At 65.5% G+C, this 13,022-nt stretch carries 13 protein-coding genes; 11 read left to right on the forward strand and 2 right to left on the reverse strand.

Annotated features, from left to right (window positions below; all coding sequences use genetic code 11):
- Positions 1 to 559 precede the first annotated feature (559 nt).
- From MKP05_RS18740 to MKP05_RS18760, 5 genes are all read left to right on the forward strand, one after another.
- Positions 560 to 778 (forward strand): hypothetical protein, encoded by a 219-nt coding sequence (locus tag MKP05_RS18740; RefSeq protein ID WP_240569662.1) that lies wholly within the window; start codon positions 560 to 562, stop codon positions 776 to 778.
- Positions 779 to 1,012: 234 nt separating this feature from the next.
- Positions 1,013 to 1,315: a type II toxin-antitoxin system RelE/ParE family toxin gene (locus tag MKP05_RS18745; protein WP_240569663.1), complete on the forward strand. Its 303-nt coding sequence runs from the start codon at positions 1,013 to 1,015 to the stop codon at positions 1,313 to 1,315.
- On the forward strand, positions 1,312 to 1,593 hold the full coding sequence (locus MKP05_RS18750) for an addiction module antidote protein (protein WP_240569664.1): 282 nt from the start codon (positions 1,312 to 1,314) through the stop codon (positions 1,591 to 1,593). Before MKP05_RS18745 ends, MKP05_RS18750 begins: the two co-directional genes overlap by 4 nt.
- 348 nt (positions 1,594 to 1,941) lie before the next feature.
- Positions 1,942 to 2,352, forward strand: a complete 411-nt coding sequence (locus MKP05_RS18755; protein ID WP_240569665.1) for a VOC family protein — start codon at positions 1,942 to 1,944, stop codon at positions 2,350 to 2,352.
- Between the two features lie 191 nt (positions 2,353 to 2,543).
- On the forward strand, positions 2,544 to 2,969 hold the full coding sequence (locus tag MKP05_RS18760) for a DUF3617 domain-containing protein (RefSeq protein ID WP_240569666.1): 426 nt from the start codon (positions 2,544 to 2,546) through the stop codon (positions 2,967 to 2,969).
- Positions 2,970 to 3,082: 113 nt separating this feature from the next.
- On the opposite strand, the gene MKP05_RS18765 is transcribed toward MKP05_RS18760, so the two are convergent.
- Complete coding sequence (locus MKP05_RS18765) at positions 3,083 to 6,196, reverse strand: efflux RND transporter permease subunit (RefSeq protein ID WP_240569667.1); 3,114 nt, start codon at positions 6,194 to 6,196, stop codon at positions 3,083 to 3,085.
- Positions 6,196 to 7,305: an efflux RND transporter periplasmic adaptor subunit gene (locus MKP05_RS18770; RefSeq protein WP_240569668.1), complete on the reverse strand. Its 1,110-nt coding sequence runs from the start codon at positions 7,303 to 7,305 to the stop codon at positions 6,196 to 6,198. The genes MKP05_RS18765 and MKP05_RS18770 overlap by 1 nt, the downstream gene beginning before the upstream one ends.
- A 404-nt stretch (positions 7,306 to 7,709) precedes the next feature.
- Here MKP05_RS18770 and MKP05_RS18775 point away from each other — a divergent pair, with 404 nt between their 5' ends.
- From MKP05_RS18775 to MKP05_RS18800, 6 genes are all read left to right on the forward strand, one after another.
- The gene (locus MKP05_RS18775; protein ID WP_240569669.1) at positions 7,710 to 7,886 is read left to right on the forward strand and encodes a Flp family type IVb pilin; all 177 of its coding nucleotides are present in this window, start codon (positions 7,710 to 7,712) and stop codon (positions 7,884 to 7,886) included.
- 110 nt (positions 7,887 to 7,996) lie between these two features.
- Complete coding sequence (locus tag MKP05_RS18780) at positions 7,997 to 8,539, forward strand: A24 family peptidase (protein ID WP_240569670.1); 543 nt, start codon at positions 7,997 to 7,999, stop codon at positions 8,537 to 8,539.
- Positions 8,540 to 8,647: 108 nt separating this feature from the next.
- Positions 8,648 to 10,021 carry a DUF8689 domain-containing protein gene (locus tag MKP05_RS18785; protein ID WP_240569671.1) on the forward strand — a complete coding sequence of 458 codons (1,374 nt, stop codon included), beginning with the start codon at positions 8,648 to 8,650 and terminating at the stop codon, positions 10,019 to 10,021.
- A complete protein-coding gene (gene cpaB, locus MKP05_RS18790) occupies positions 10,018 to 10,833 on the forward strand; it encodes a Flp pilus assembly protein CpaB (RefSeq protein ID WP_240569672.1) in 816 nt (271 codons plus the stop codon). Before MKP05_RS18785 ends, cpaB begins: the two co-directional genes overlap by 4 nt.
- Positions 10,834 to 11,007: 174 nt before the next feature.
- Positions 11,008 to 12,561 (forward strand): type II and III secretion system protein family protein, encoded by a 1,554-nt coding sequence (locus tag MKP05_RS18795; RefSeq protein WP_240569673.1) that lies wholly within the window; start codon positions 11,008 to 11,010, stop codon positions 12,559 to 12,561.
- A gap of 143 nt (positions 12,562 to 12,704) precedes the next feature.
- A complete protein-coding gene (locus MKP05_RS18800; RefSeq protein ID WP_240569675.1) occupies positions 12,705 to 12,959 on the forward strand; it encodes a hypothetical protein in 255 nt (84 codons plus the stop codon).
- Positions 12,960 to 13,022: the final 63 nt, after the last annotated feature.

The raw sequence follows: 13,022 nt of genomic DNA on the forward strand, positions 1-13,022 counted from the left end.
GTAGAGCGTGACCTGTTGGCTGGTGACCGCCATACCGGCTCCCTGGTGGGTCGGGACAAGCAGTCAAGCTTAGGGCAACCGGTCAGAATAGTTGTCGTCCACCGGCCAGAGTAATTGTCGCTCTATAATCCCTTGGCCGTTATCGCGGAATTCGAATATCGCTTCGAGCGCGGGGCGATGATAGGGCGCCTCCAGTCTGTCGCCCTGAGAACGCTACCGATGCCGCATCGGCACTTTCCCCCTCCGCGATTACGCAATTTCTGTCAGTTTCGTGTAGTCTGTATTGTAATGTTGTGTTTCAAAATATTGCTATTCCGATGGCAGGTGGAAAGACCGAGTATTTCATTCTGGCATGGCGGGAACCCTCCAGGGTGGCGCCGACGGTAGGGTAGGGAAAACTGCGCAGGAGGAAGCATCCTTGGTTCATGATGCCCTTATAAAGAAGAGGGAGGTGTAATTGACAACGCCAGCATCAGGAGCCTGTAGCTTGACCGGCCGAAACCCGCGGCCAGGCTCGACAGGCTCCTGGGTCACCAGTTGAAGCACGGAGGTCATTACTATGGCCAAGATTATTCAATTTCCGGTCGAGCGGGCTCGTCGTAGCGTCGGTATTCAGCCGTTCCCCATGTCGCTTGTCTGGTTTCCACTCGCCATGAGCGGCTATTTCTGGTTGTGTTCGGCGGATGCGATGCTGAACTACTGGGGCTTCGTCAGCGGACCCACCGGTCACAGCGGCCGATCGCCGCAACACCGGTGCCAACCTGGACGTAGGGGCTGATGCGCAGGTGCAGGACCGCCTGCGCCGCCGGGGTCTGACCCAGCAGGGGCGGCCTCGGCGGCTTGTTCGGCGAACGTGCTGCTATCGTCGAGATATTCGTGGGGATCCGCTAGGCTCCATGCCGCACTATCGTGCGGGGCGGGTGAGGTAGACGAGGCGGGAAGTAGTTGATGGGATCGGCACTGGCATAGAACGGCTTGCTTTTGATGTGAACTGTGGTTGACACTTGTTGTCATGAAGATCGTCAGCGAAACAGAAACCTATGCTGCCTGGTTTGCCAAGCTGCGACATCAGCGAGCCAAGGCCAAGATCCTGGCCAGGATCCGCCGGGTCGAGTTGGGCAATTTCGGCGATTATGAGCCGGTCGGAGAAGGCGTCTCAGAGTTTCGAATTCACTACGGGCCGGAGTATCGGGTGTATTTCGTGCAGCGAGGATTCGAGCTGGTGATTCTCTTGGCTGGTGGCGACAAAAGTAGCCAGGCCAAAGATATAGAGATTGCGAAGCAACTTGCTCGCGATCTAAAGGAGGTTCCATGAGCACACTACGTAAATGGGATGTCGTCGATCATCTGGGTACCGAAGAGGACATGGCCCTGTACCTGGAAGCCTGTCTTGAGGAAAACGACCCAGCGCTCGTCGCGGCCGCCCTTGGGGATATCGCCCGCGCTCGCGGCATGGCGCAGTTGGCCCGCGATACAGGGCTGACTCGCGAGGGGCTGTACAAGGCACTTTCCGCCGACGGTAACCCCAGCTTCGCGACGATCATGAAGGTAATGAATGCCCTAGGGTTCAAGCTGCATGCCGAGGCGTCCTGAGCGCTCGAATTCGACATCTCCTTCTGACGCCACTGCTCCACAGGCGACCATGCCGATGCCGCTCACAGGAGCGGCATCGCCGTCATCAGGGCCCGGGCTGATCGAACCATTGGCAGATAGCGGGTAACCCCGGGCCGTGGCTCGTACTTAGCAGCCTGTCGGACTTAACGCTGATCTACTGCGAAACCCGGTCTTTCGGCCAATTTCATTCGATCTGATTCGTTAAATAGCTCACTATTCGCCTCATCAGATCGATAAACTTGACTCGAAATCCGTATTTCTCGCGACGATCGGTCAAGTCCGACAGGCTGCTAAACTGCGGTAAACCCGTGGCTCGGGAGGCACCCGATGAAACCCAGAATCAGCATGATCACCCTCGGGGTCAGCGACCTGGCGCGCTCCATCCGATTCTATGAAGAGGGGTTGGGGTGGCCGCGCATGGAGTCGCCGCCGGAGGTCGCCTTCTTCACCCTCAACGGCACCTGGCTCGCGCTGTTCGGCCGCGAGTCACTGGCGGAAGACGCGGGGGTGCCGGCCGAGGGCTCTGGCTTCGCCGGTTTCAGCCTGGCCCACAACCTCGGCACCGAGGCGGAGGTCGATGCGCTGATGGCCGAGGCGGTGGCCGCCGGGGCGACGCTGGTCAAGCCGGCCGGGAAGGTCTTCTGGGGCGGCTACTCGGGGTACTTCGCCGACCCGGACGGCTACCTGTGGGAGGTGGCCCATAACCCCTTCGTCTGGATCGGCCCGAAAGACGAGTGATGTGGCCTCAGTCGGCTTCTGCCTCCACCGGCCTGCCGGTCGTGGTGGTGGCCCTGACCATCGCTTGCCTGGCGGATGCCGAGGCGCCAGGCGATGGGCTCGCGTCGGCAATTGGGCAGGGTCGCCGATTGGGGTAAGCTGACCGGCATGCCGAAGGAGAGGCATACCATTCACCGATCGGGAGACACCCCATGCCGTTTCGTTCCCTGCTGGCCGCCGCCGTGTTGGCCCTGCCGCTGGCCGCCGTGGCCGATACCCCCAACATCGTGCCGGGGCAGTGGCAGTTCACCAGTACCACCTCGGTGAAGGGCGACATGCCGATTCCCGACCAGACCGAGACCCATCAGGAGTGCATCGTCCAGGGCGACCTGGATGACGAGGAATTCCAGCTCATCGAGGAGGAGGAGGGCTGCGAGCTGCTCGAGCACAACGTCTCCGCCGATGGCGTCGACTACCGTATGGTGTGCCGCGCCGAGGGGGGCGAGGCGAACATCGACGGTCGCATGGCGTTCCTCGGCGAGCGGGTCGAGGGCGGCGTGGATATCCTGACCGAGTCGCCCATGGGCGAGCTGGAGATGCATACCGCCATCGACGGGGAGCGCATCGGCGACTGCTGATCCCGGACCTTATACCGCCACGACGCAGGCCACCGAAGGGTGGCCTGCGTCGTTTCCTGACGCCTGGGCTTTGTCCGAAAACTCGGCGAGCGCAGGCAGTTTTCGGGCAACGCCTAGTGCCCCGCTGGGCCGTCACCTATCTCCGACTCCAGGCGGCGCTTCACGGCCCCGGGGGAGCCGGTACGGCGGGCCAGCAGGTCGTAGGCCACCGGTACCACGAACAGGGTGAAGCAGGTGGCGGCAGCCACCCCGGCGATGATCACGGTGCCGATCACCATGCGCGCCTCGGAACCGGCCCCACCGGAGACGATCAGCGGGATGGCGCCGGCCATGGTGGTCACCGCGGTCATCAGGATCGGCCGCAGGCGCGTCACCGCGGCGTCGACCAGGGCGTCGCGAAAGGCCAGGCCCTGGTCGCGCAGCTGGTTGGCGAACTCCACGATCAGGATGCCATTCTTGGTCGCCAGGCCGATCAGCATCACCAGCCCCACCTGGCTGTAGATGTTGAGCGACTGGCCGGTGACCAGCAGCCCCAGCAGGGCGCCGCTCATGGCCAGGGGCACGGTGAGCATGATCACGAAGGGATGCACGAAGCTCTCGAACTGGGCGGCCAGCACCAGGAACACCACCAGGGCGCCGAGGAGCAGCAGGAAGGTGGTGGCGCCGCTGGCCTCGCGGTAGTCCCGCGAGGGGCCGGCCACGTCGGTGTAGGCCTCCGGCGGCAGGATCTCGGCGGCGGTCCGCTCCAGGTACTCGAGCGCCTCGCCCAGCGGATAGCCGTCGGCCAGGTTGGCCTCCAGGGTGATGGCGCGGATGCGGTTGAAGCGGTTCAGCGTGCCGGGGCCGGCGAAGTCGGTGAGCCGGACCAGGCTGGCCAGGGGGATCAGTTCGCCCGAGCGCGTCGAGCGCACCTGGATGTTGTCCAGCGCGCGTGGGCTGTTCTGGCTGGCACGGTCACCCTCGACGATGACGTCGTACTCCTCGCCATTGTCGACGTAGCGGGTGACGTTGCGCCCGCCGAGCAGCACCTCCAGGGTGCGGCCGATCTCGGTGACCGTGACGCCGAGGTCCGCGGCGCGCTCGTGGTCGATGTCGACCCGCAACTGCGGCTGGGTCTCTCGGTAGTCGCTCTCCAGGCCGATCAGCCGCGGGTTGTGCTCGCGGATATGCGCGAACATCCGGTCGCGCCAGTCGGCGAGCTCCTCGAAGGTGCCGCCGCCGAGCACGAACTGCACCGGCTTCTCGGTGCGCTGGCCGAAGCCCGAGCGCATCACCGGGAAGGCCTGCACGCCGGGCAGGTCGGCGAGCCGGCCGCGCACCTCGTCCATGATCTCCCAGGCGCTGCGGCGGCTGCCCCAGTCGGTCAGGCCCATGATCACGAAGCCGCCGTTGAAGGTCTCGATGTTGCCGAAGCCGCGCGGCGAGCGCACCACCACCCGCTCGGCGTCGCCGGACTCGACCAGGGGCATCAGCCGCGCCTCGATCTCGTCCATGTAGTCGAGCATGTAGTCGAAGGTGGCGCCTTCCGGGCCATTGACCAGGATGAAGAAGTTGCCGCGGTCCTCCTGGGGCGTGTACTCGTTGGGCAGCTGCTCGGCCATCCAGGCGGTGGCGGCGATCAGCGCCACGAACACCGCCAGCACCGCCAGGCGCGCCCCGAGCACCCAGCCCAGCAGGGTGCGGTAGAGGCGCTGGGAGAGCACGAGCAGCCACTGTACGGCGCGGGCGGCGGGACTGTCGTAGATCGCCGGCTTGAGGATCTTCGAGGCCATCATCGGCGTCAGCGTCAGTGCCAGCAGGCTGGAGATGGCCACCGCCGCGGCCATGGTCAGGGCGAACTCCGAGAACAGCCGGCCCACGTTGCCCTGCAGGAAGCTCAGCGGCACGAATACCGCGATCAGCACCAGGGTGGTGGCGATCACCGCGAAGGCGATCTGGCGGGTGCCGCGGAAGGCGGCGACCAGCGGCGTCTCGCCGAAGTCGTGCATGCGCCGGTTGATGTTCTCGAGCACCACGATGGCGTCGTCGACGATCAGGCCGATGGCCAGCACCAGCGCCAGCAGGGTCAGCAGGTTGATCGAGAAGCCCAGGGCGGCCAGGGGGATGAAGGCGCCGATCACCGCGATCGGCACCGTCACCGCCGGCACCAGGGTGGTGCGCACGTTGCCGAGGAACATGAAGATCACCACCACCACCAGGCCCATGGCGATGAACAGGGTCAGCACCACCTGCCGGATGGCGCCGGAGACGAACACCGAGGCGTCGAAGTTCATGTTCAGTGCCATGCCCTCGGGCAGGGTGTCCTGCAGGCGTTCCATCTCGGCCTGCACCCCCCGGGAGAGTTCCAGCACATTGGCGGTGGACTGTTTCATCATGCCCAGCCCGACCAGCGGCGTGCCGTTGGCGCGGAACACGGTGCGATCCTCCACCGAGCCGATCTCGATTCGGGCCACGTCGCCCAGCCGCACCAGGTAGCCGTCACCGCCCCGGGCCAGCGCCAGGCGCGCGAAGTCGTCGGGCTCGCTGAAGCCACGGGGCAGGCGCACGACGAACTGGCGGTCGCGGGATTCGATGGAACCCCCGGGCAGCTCGACGTTCTCGGCCCGCAGGGTGCTCTCCACGTCACTCACGGTGAGTTGGCGGGCCGCCAGGGCGTTGCGGTCGAGCCAGATGCGCATGGCGTAGTCGCTGCCGCCGCCCACCCGCACCCGGGCCACGCCGGGCTGTACCGAGAAGCGGTCGACCAGGAAGCGGTTGGCGTAGTCGGTGAGCTCCGGAATGGAGTAGCCCGCGCCGGAGAGGCTCAGCCACACCACCACCTCCTCGCTCGAGTCGGCCTTCTGCACCTCGGGCGGGTCGGCCTCGTCGGGCAGGTTGCGCAGCGAGCCGGAGATGCGGTCGCGGATGTCGTTGGCCGCGGCGTCGATGTCCTTGTCGAGGCCGAACTCGATGTCGATCCGCGAGCGGCCGTCCTCGCTGGAGGAGGTGATCACCTCGATGCCCTCGACCCCGGCGATGCGATCCTCCAGCACCTGGGTGATGCGGGTCTCGACGACGCTGGCAGAGGCGCCGGGGTAGCGGGTGTCGATGCTGATCACCGGCGGGTCGATGGAGGGGTACTCCTGCAGCGCCAGCCGCTGCAGCGAGAGCAAGCCGAAGGCGATGATCAGCAGCGCCAACACCGTGGCCAGCACCGGGCGCTGCACCGAAATATCGGACAGGCGCATCAGGCGTCTCCCGCGTCGCGGTTGGTCTCGAGGATCTCGCGGATCGAGATCACGTCATCGGCGATGCCGATCAGCTCCACCCGGTCCCCCTCTTGGACCCGCTGCACGCCATGGGCCACCACCAGCATGCCCGGTGCGAGCCCCTCGAGGATCTCCACCTGGCCGGTACGGCGTTCGCCGACCCGCACCTCGCGGCGCTCGAGCCGGTTGCCGTCGTCCTCGTCGATCACCAGCACGAACTGGCGGTCGCCACTGGGGAGCAGCACCGACTCCGGGACCACCACCGCCTCGCGGGGGCTGCGCTGGAGCACTACCTCCATCAGCATGCCGGGCCGCAGGCGCAGCTCGGGGTTGGCCAGCTCGGCGCGCACTGCGATGCTGCGGCTGACCGGATCGACCCGCGAGCCGACGCTGGCCACCTCGCCCTCGAAGGTCTCGTCGGGGAAGGCCACGCTGCGGGCGGTCAGGCGCAGGCCCGGTTCGAGCAGCGCCAAGTAGACCTCCGGCACGCTGAAGTCGAGTTTCATTACGTCGAGCTTGTCCAGCGTCACCAGCTCGGTGCCCGGGGTGACCAGGGCGCCGCTGCTGACGTTGCGAAAGCCCACCCGGCCGCCGAAGGGCGCGCGCAGCCGATAGTTGGCCAGCCGCGCCTCCAGCGCCTGGATCTCGGCCTGCACCTGGCGCAGCTGGGCCTGGGCGTCCTCCACGTCGGCCCGCGGCGCCATGTTGCGACTCTGCAGCTGGGTCAGGCGTTCGACGGCGTTGCGACGCTCGTCACGCAGCGCCTGGGTGACCCGCAGCTGGGCCTGCTCCTCGCCATCCTCCAGCCGCACCAGCAGCTGCCCGGCCTCGACCACCTCGCCATCGCGGAAATTCACCTCGGCGATGATCTCGGTGACGGTGGCGGAGAGCGTCACGCTCTCGTCGGCGCGCAGGGTGCCCAGCGCCTCCAGGGGGTCGGACCAGGGCTCGAGGCTGGCCCGGGCGCCGATCACGGCGGTGTGCTCCTGGGCGGCCAGCGGCAGGCTCAGGGCCAGGCAGAGCAGGAGCGCCAGGCTCGGTAACAGCCGGGCCGGCGGGAAGGGGAGGGATCGCGATGTCAGGGTCATGGGGGCTCTTGGTGTGATGCGGGCAAGCGATGGTGCCAGGCGATGGTGTTTAGAACCAAGGGGCTGGCCGCCCATCCCTGGGGGCCTGTCTTGTGGGCTTGCCTTGGGGTTCTGAAAAGTAGCGTAGCCATCCGGGCCGTACACAGTGTGACAACAATGCACAAGTCGACGGTGGCTCTCGCGGCCTAATGTACAAGGGTTGTACATGGGTGGGCAATCAACGCCGCCAAGGGCCTCCAACGGCCGATCGATGGTGCGACGCAAGATACTCCTAGGGTCCTGCAAGATACTCCAAGCGTAACTGCACTGTAACGGCGATGCTCAATCACGTGAGCGGACGGACCCCCCGACGCTCCTGAACGAACCAACGCGGGTTTGATGACGCAATCCATGGGAGAACTGTCATGAACAAGCTGATGCATGGGATCGAGCGTTTCTGGAAGGATGAAGAAGGTGGGGAGACAGTGGAATGGGCGCTGGTTGTAGCCTTGGTTGTGGCTGCTTTTGTTCTTGCATATGTACCTTTGGAAGGTGCTATTAATACTGCATTTGGTAATATTGTTACAGCTCTAACTACTTAGGATTGATAGAGTGGTTTTTAAGTTTCAGTAGTATGAGATGGCAGGGCGCCGGTAAGGCGCCCTGATTTCCGCGAAGAGTTGGGTGTGAATTTCGCACAAGAGGTAAGGCAATGATTGATAAACCATCACTGCTACTACCAGTGCTGACGTTAATCTGGATTGCTGCAATCTGGGATTTTCGCCAACGGCGCATCCCCAATTTCCTTGTTATGGCCGGGGCCGCTATGGGAATCCTGCTGCAGGTGATCGTGGCAGGTTCCGGCGGTGTCCTGGCCGCCATCACTGGCTTGCTGGTGGGGCTAGCGATCCTGATGCCCGGTTACCTGATGGGCTTTACCGGCGCTGGAGATGTAAAGCTGATGGGGTCGATAGGCACCTTTCTCGGCACCTTGGGCGTCTTCCAGGCAGGCCTGGTCAGCATTTTAGTTGGCGGAATTATCGGGCTGCTTTTCTCGGCATCAGCGTTCTTCAACAGAAGTTCGGTGTCCCCATGGGGCCGCTATGGGCTGATGGTCCGCACCCTGTTCACCACAGGGCGGCCGCTCTATATCCCCCCCGAAGAGGGCGAGGTGATGGGCAGGAAGTTTCCCTTTGCGGTGTCGATCGCCATCGGCACCACGGCCTGGATGATCTGGCAATGGCCGCTGGCCTGAAAGAGAAGGAAGAGGGAAGAAGGCAGAGAAAGCCGGGAAGCAACCAGCGGGAATTGCCAGCTGATTCGCTATCAAGTTAACGGTTTGTAACACAATGTGAGGTCTCCCATGGACCAGGAAGCGCCAATCTTCCACAACGTCACTGCCAGCCGTGCGGCGGCCCGGCGAGCGCCCCGCCCCAGCAGCGTGGCGGAGACCGGGATATCGGTGCTCTATCTGGGCGACCTGCTGGTCAAGCAGCTCTTCGAGCAGGGCGTGCTGGATCTTCATCAGTTGAGCCGCGGCAGCGCCCTGGCCGGCAGCGTGGTGGAGGAGATCTGCCGCTTCCTGCGCGACGAGGGGCGCCTCGAGGTACGCGGTCAGGGCAGCGGCGGCGTGCTGCGCTTCGGCCTGACCGACCGCGGCCGCGCCTCGGCGCTTGAGGCGTTGAACCGCGACGGTTACAGCGGCAAGGCACCGGTCACCCTGGAGGCATACAGCGCCCGGGTGCGCACCCAGGCGCTCAGCGACGTGGCCATTCGCCGCGACACGGTGACGGCCGCCTTCGCCGATACGGTGATCGACCCGGCACTGCTCGACCAGCTGGGGCCGGGGCTGCACTCCGGCCGCGCCATGTTCATCCACGGCGAGGCCGGCACCGGCAAGAGCTATATCGCCCGCCGCCTGGTGCGGCTGCTGGAGGGCGAGGTGCTCATTCCCCACGCCATCCTGGTGGGCGGAAAGGCCGTGCGCTGCTATGACCCCGCCGTGCACCAGGCGCTGGACGACCCGGCCGAGGCGCTGCCCGCCGCGCAGCTCTATCTCGAGGACGGCCACGACCCGCGCTATGTGCGTTGCCACCGGCCCTGCGTGGTCACCGGCGGCGAGCTGACCATGGAGCGCCTGGAGATCCAGTACGACGCGGCCACCCATATCCACCAGGCACCCGTCCAGCTGCTGGCCAACAACGGCATGCTGGTGATCGACGACCTGGGGCGCCAGCGCATGAGCCCCACCGAGCTCTTCAACCGCTGGATCGTGCCGCTGGAGGAGCGCCGCGACTTCCTGGCGCTCTCCAACGGCTACCACTTCAGCGTGCCCTTCGACGTGGCCCTGGTGTTCTCTACCAACCTGGACCCGCTCACCCTGGCCGATGCCGCCTTCCTGCGCCGCATCGGCTACAAGATCCGCTTCTCGGCGCTGTCGCGCGATGCCTACCTGGCCATCTGGCAGCAGCAGTGCCAGGCCCAGGGCTTGCCCTTCGAGCCGGCCCTGGCCGAATTCATGATCGACGAGTTGCATGCACGCCATGGCGTGCCGCTGCTCGCCTGCCACCCCCGCGACCTGCTGAGCCTCGCTGGAGACCAGCTCGCCTACCGGGGCGGTGGGGCCCCCGACCGCGAGACCCTGGCCTGGGCCTGGCAAACCTACTTCGGCGACTTCTCCGATCCCTCGAGTGGATCGAATAGAGACGTCGCCGCCAACCGGAGGGATGCACCATGAAACGCAAGGGTATTTTCGCCATGTTCGCGCTCTCGCTGCTGATGGCGCTGGGAGCGGCCGGGGTGGCCATGAACTGGATGCAGGAGCAGGGCGGCGAGAACGAGGCGCTCGCCGATGCCACCCAGGTGGTGGTGGCGGCCCTGCAGGTGCCCTTCGGCACCACCGTGCAGGCCTCCGACCTCAAGGTGGTGACCATGCCCAAGGACGTGGTGCCGCCCAGCAGCTTCAACGATGTCGAGAGCGTGGTGGGGCGGGTCAGCAACCAGGTGATCTATCCCGGCGAGATCGTGCTCGAGGGGCGGGTCTCGGAGCATATGGGCGGCAGCGCCCTGGCGGCGCTGCTCGACCCCGGCAAGCGCGCCATGAGCGTGCGGGTCGACGATGTGGTGGGCGTGGCCGGTTTCCTGTTGCCGGGCAACCGGGTCGATGTGCTCTCCACCAAGCGCAACGGCAGCCGCAACAACGTCGAGACGAAGACGGTGCTGCGCAACCTCAAGGTGCTGGCGGTGGACCAGATCGCCAGCCAGGAGCGTGACGGCCCGGTGATCGTGCGTGCCGTGACCCTGGAAGTATCGACCAAGGAGGCCGAGTCCCTGGTCAAGGCCACCCAGGAGGGCAAGGTGCAGCTCACCCTGCGCAACCCCCTGGAGAAGGAGGGCGAATCGGACCTGCTGGTGGCCCAGCGCTCGGTAATGAACGTCGACGAGCCCGAGGAGCCGGCCTCGCCGCCACCGCGGCGTGCGGCACCGGTTCGCCACCAGGTGCAGGTGATACGTGGCACCCAGAGCAGCACGGTAAGCGTTCGTAACTAAAAATGGCAGTTCAGGGTGGCAGGCCAGGCACTACCGGAGCTATCACTGTAAGGGAGCATGAGAACGGTATCGATCGTTACAACGGGATCGATCACCGCAAGAACAGTAAGAAGATCGGAAAAAAGAACGGCAAAAAAGCACAGCAAGAAGAACAGGCAACAGGGGAGAGTTGACATGATCAGGCAAGGCGAATGGCTGAAGTGGCTGGCACTGGCACTGCTGGCGTTGATGGCAACGGGCTGGGCTTCGCAGCTCTCGGCCCAGACCAACGAGCGCAGCGTCTCCATGCCCCGGGAGGGGCGGGCGGTGTCGGTGGCCGTGGCGATCAACAAGGGGCAGGTGCTGCAGTTTCCCCGGCCGGTCGGGGTGGTCTCGGTGGGCAACCCCGAGATCGCCGATATCGTGGTGATGGGCTCCCGCCAGATCTATGTGCTGGGCAAGTCCACCGGCACCACCAATGTGGTGCTCTGGGACCGCTCGGAAAGCGTCGAGGGTACCCTCAACGTTACCGTGACCCACGACCTCGAGACCCTCAAGAGCAACCTGCACGACCTGCTGCCCGGCGAGAACGTCCAGGTGCGCTCGGCCCAGGAGGGCATCGTGCTCAGCGGCGAGGTCTCCAGCGCCGAGCGGCTGGAAACCGCGCTGCGCCTGGCCAACCGCTTCGCCGGCGGCGAAGGGGGCGTGCTCAACCTGATGCAGGTGGGCGGCGCCCAGCAGGTGATGCTCGACGTCAAGGTGGCGGAGGTGTCGCGCTCGCTGGTCAAGCGCCTGCAAGCCAACTTCAATGTATTCGACGTCGGTTCTTCCCTGCGTATCGGCGCCGTCAGTGGCGGGGCGAGCTTCCCGGATGCCGTGTTCGAGGGGGGGGATGGCCTGGGTGGCCGGTTGCCGGTGTTCGGCGGCGGTACGCCGGTCGGTCCCGTCATCGATGAGTTTGCGCCCGCCACCGCCACCATCGCGGATACCGGCATCTTCGCCAGCTTCCAGCGCGGCGACTACCTGCTCAACCTGGTGCTGGATGCGGCCAGCCAGGAAGGGGTGGCCAAGATCCTCGCCGAGCCCAACCTCACCACCCTGACCGGCCAGCCGGCCCAGTTCCTGGCCGGTGGCGAATTCCCCATTCCCGTGCCCCAGGGCGATGGCGACGTGACCATCGAGTTCAAGGAGTTCGGCGTGGGGCTCGGCTTCCTGCCGGTGGTGCTCGATTCCGGCACCATCAACCTCAAGGTGGATGTCTCGGTCTCCGACCTGGTGAGCGCCAACAGCATAGCCATCGGGGCCGGCGAACAGGCAAGCGAGCAGTTCTTCGTTCCGGCACTGGTCAACCGCAGCGCCAGTTCCACCGTGGAGGTCAATACCGGGCAGACCATCGCCATCGCCGGCATGCTCAACGAGAGCATGCGCGAGAACGTCTCCAAGTTCCCTGGCCTGAGCGAGCTGCCGTTGCTGGGGGCGCTGTTCCGCAGCCAGGAATTCATCAAGGAGCAGACCGAGCTGGTGATCTTCGTCACCCCGCGGCTGGCGCGCTCCTTCGCGCCGGAACAGGTGCGGCTGCCCACCGGCTCCTTCGTGCCACCCAACGACCTGGAGTTCTACCTGCTGGGCAGCTTCCAGTCCCTCGAGGAGCGCGACAACCCGCGCCCGCGTCCCACCAGCTTCGACCTGGAGCTGATGTCGGGCCGCCAGGAGGGCGGAACCGAAGGCCGGTTCGGCCACGACCTCTGATGGCTCAACGCCTTCGCTGCAACCACTCGGGAGAACGCACCATGTTTCATTTACACGGATATCGTTGGCAACTGATCGGTTTCAGCCTGAGGGGTCTGACCCCCGGGACGTCGCGGACACGGGGTCAGACCCCTGGAGCGGGGGTGGCGCCTGCAAACGGCATCCGCCTGCTGGTGGCACTGGGCGCCATCCTCTTGCTGGCCGGCTGCATGGCGCCGCGGCCGGGCGCCGACCTGCCGCCCTTCGGCGACAGCATGCGCCATACCAGGGCGGTCCAGACCTATCAGCCCGGCGATGAGGTGCCGCCGCTGCATGGCGCCAAGGCGGCAGAGGCCATGCACGGCTATCGTCAGCCGGCCGGCGGTGGCGGTCAGGCGCCGAGCAGCTCGATGCCCTGATCGTGCCGGTCGATGACCAGGACTTTCGATGACCAGGACTTTCGATGACAAGCAGGTGATGCA

Origin of the sequence: Halomonas flagellata, assembly GCF_022487945.1 — a bacterium.
GTDB classification, from domain to species: Bacteria; Pseudomonadota; Gammaproteobacteria; order Pseudomonadales; family Halomonadaceae; genus Halomonas; species Halomonas flagellata.

Bases quoted from the DNA above. Each gene is read 5' to 3' on its own strand.
- MKP05_RS18775 (WP_240569669.1), top strand. From the start codon at position 7,710: ATGAACAAGCTGATGCATGGGATCGAGCGTTTCTGGAAGGATGAAGAA.
- MKP05_RS18755 (WP_240569665.1), top strand. From the start codon at position 1,942: ATGAAACCCAGAATCAGCATGATCACCCTCGGGGTCAGCGACCTGGCG.
- MKP05_RS18740 (WP_240569662.1), top strand. From the start codon at position 560: ATGGCCAAGATTATTCAATTTCCGGTCGAGCGGGCTCGTCGTAGCGTC.
- MKP05_RS18795 (WP_240569673.1), top strand. From the start codon at position 11,008: ATGATCAGGCAAGGCGAATGGCTGAAGTGGCTGGCACTGGCACTGCTG.
- MKP05_RS18785 (WP_240569671.1), top strand. From the start codon at position 8,648: ATGGACCAGGAAGCGCCAATCTTCCACAACGTCACTGCCAGCCGTGCG.
- MKP05_RS18750 (WP_240569664.1), top strand. From the start codon at position 1,312: ATGAGCACACTACGTAAATGGGATGTCGTCGATCATCTGGGTACCGAA.
- MKP05_RS18760 (WP_240569666.1), top strand. From the start codon at position 2,544: ATGCCGTTTCGTTCCCTGCTGGCCGCCGCCGTGTTGGCCCTGCCGCTG.
- cpaB (WP_240569672.1), top strand. From the start codon at position 10,018: ATGAAACGCAAGGGTATTTTCGCCATGTTCGCGCTCTCGCTGCTGATG.
- MKP05_RS18770 (WP_240569668.1), bottom strand. From the start codon at position 7,305: ATGACCCTGACATCGCGATCCCTCCCCTTCCCGCCGGCCCGGCTGTTA.
- MKP05_RS18745 (WP_240569663.1), top strand. From the start codon at position 1,013: ATGAAGATCGTCAGCGAAACAGAAACCTATGCTGCCTGGTTTGCCAAG.
- MKP05_RS18765 (WP_240569667.1), bottom strand. From the start codon at position 6,196: ATGCGCCTGTCCGATATTTCGGTGCAGCGCCCGGTGCTGGCCACGGTG.
- MKP05_RS18780 (WP_240569670.1), top strand. From the start codon at position 7,997: ATGATTGATAAACCATCACTGCTACTACCAGTGCTGACGTTAATCTGG.